Below are 1,378 nucleotides of genomic sequence, written 5' to 3'. Positions count from 1 at the left end.
TGTGCATGCCTGATATAGGTTGACAAAAAAACGTCAACCGTATGAAAAAGCGAGCATCAAAATTGGAGATCAGGAGACACAGGTGTTTTTCTGAGGAATTCAAGAAGATTAAGGTTCAGGAACTGGTGGATAGGCAAGTGACCGTGACTGAACTTAAACATCTGTATGGGGTAAGCCGAACGACGGTCTACAAATGGCTGTACAAGTACTCGGGGAGCCACGAGAAAAAGAGTATCTTGGTTGTTGAGATGGAAAGTGAATCACACAAGACCAAGCGCCTGTTAGAAAAAGTGGCGGAGCTTGAACGTGTCATCGGCCAAAAGCAGCTTGAGCTGGATTACCTCAACAGGCTGCTTGAGCTTGGGAGCGAGGAATTGGGGTTTGACCTAAAAAAAAATTTCAGTTCCAGACTGTCGAATGGTTCAGACACAACCACAGGGGGCATTCCCTCAAGATGAAGTGGGTTTACCTGGTTTCCGGCGCGACGAGGCAGGCCCACCACCAATCGGCGGCACGGCAGGTGAGGCAGCTCGAAAAGGAGGTTGTATACGTCAGGCTGATGGAACAGACCCGGGAGATCCATCCGGGCATGGGTCTGCGGACCATGTACGAGCTTCTCGAGCCGGAAGGCATTGGGAGGGACGCGTTTGTGGCCCTCGGGCTCAGGGAGGGTTTCAGGCTCAAGGCGGTCGAGAGACACACCAGGACGACGTTCAGCGTCAAGTCCAATCGGTACAGGAACCTGCTGGGTGGCATTTGGTTTACAGGTGTAAACCAGCTGTGGGTGAGCGACATTACCTATGTCTATTGCCTAGGCAGATTTTATTACCTTGTGATGGTCATGGATGCATACTCAAGGCGGATCCTCGGATACAGCCTTGCCGACAACATGCGGGCCGAGAACAACCTCAACGCTCTCAGGATGGCACTGGAGACAAGAGGGATTTCGGATTACGGGGGCGGGTTGATCCACCATTCTGACAAAGGCGGTCAATATGTGAGTGATATCTATACTGATACACTGGATGCTTACGGGATCAGGATCAGCATGTGTGACGAAGTATATGAAAACACCCACATAGAACGGGTAAACGACACGATAAAGAACCAATATCTCAACAGGATTCATATCGCCAGCCAAAGAGAATTAATGCAAAAAGTGGCACAGGTAATCAACACATACAATAACAAAAGGCCGCATCAGGCGATCGGGAAAACGACCCCATCGGAATATGAAAACCTATTAAAGGAAATACCGATTGAAAAAAGAACTAAAATGGAAATATATACCCAGGAAAGGGCTGAAAGGCTCGATCCAAACCAGTTAAAAATTCAATTCAACTAACAAAAAACCGTCAACCTATTTTAGGCACACACA

At 48.3% G+C, this 1,378-nt stretch carries 2 protein-coding genes; both read left to right on the top strand.

Going from position 1 to position 1,378, the window contains the following annotated elements:
• The first annotated feature begins 41 nt into the window (after positions 1-41).
• Positions 42-458, top strand: a complete 417-nt coding sequence (locus C943_RS20910) for a transposase (protein WP_008632028.1) — start codon at positions 42-44, stop codon at positions 456-458.
• Positions 455-1,345 (top strand): IS3 family transposase, encoded by an 891-nt coding sequence (locus tag C943_RS20905; protein ID WP_008632026.1) that lies wholly within the window; start codon positions 455-457, stop codon positions 1,343-1,345. Before C943_RS20910 ends, C943_RS20905 begins: the two co-directional genes overlap by 4 nt.
• The last annotated feature ends 33 nt before the right edge of the window (positions 1,346-1,378 follow it).

The sequence above is a fragment of the Mariniradius saccharolyticus AK6 genome (genome assembly GCF_000330725.2).
Classification (GTDB): domain Bacteria; phylum Bacteroidota; class Bacteroidia; order Cytophagales; family Cyclobacteriaceae; genus Mariniradius; species Mariniradius saccharolyticus.
The sequence above is the reverse complement of the archived record's forward strand: the minus strand, read 5'-3'. Positions and strand labels throughout refer to the sequence as shown.

Bases quoted from the DNA above. Each gene is read 5' to 3' on its own strand.
- C943_RS20910 (WP_008632028.1), top strand. From the start codon at position 42: ATGAAAAAGCGAGCATCAAAATTGGAGATCAGGAGACACAGGTGTTTT.
- C943_RS20905 (WP_008632026.1), top strand. From the start codon at position 455: ATGAAGTGGGTTTACCTGGTTTCCGGCGCGACGAGGCAGGCCCACCAC.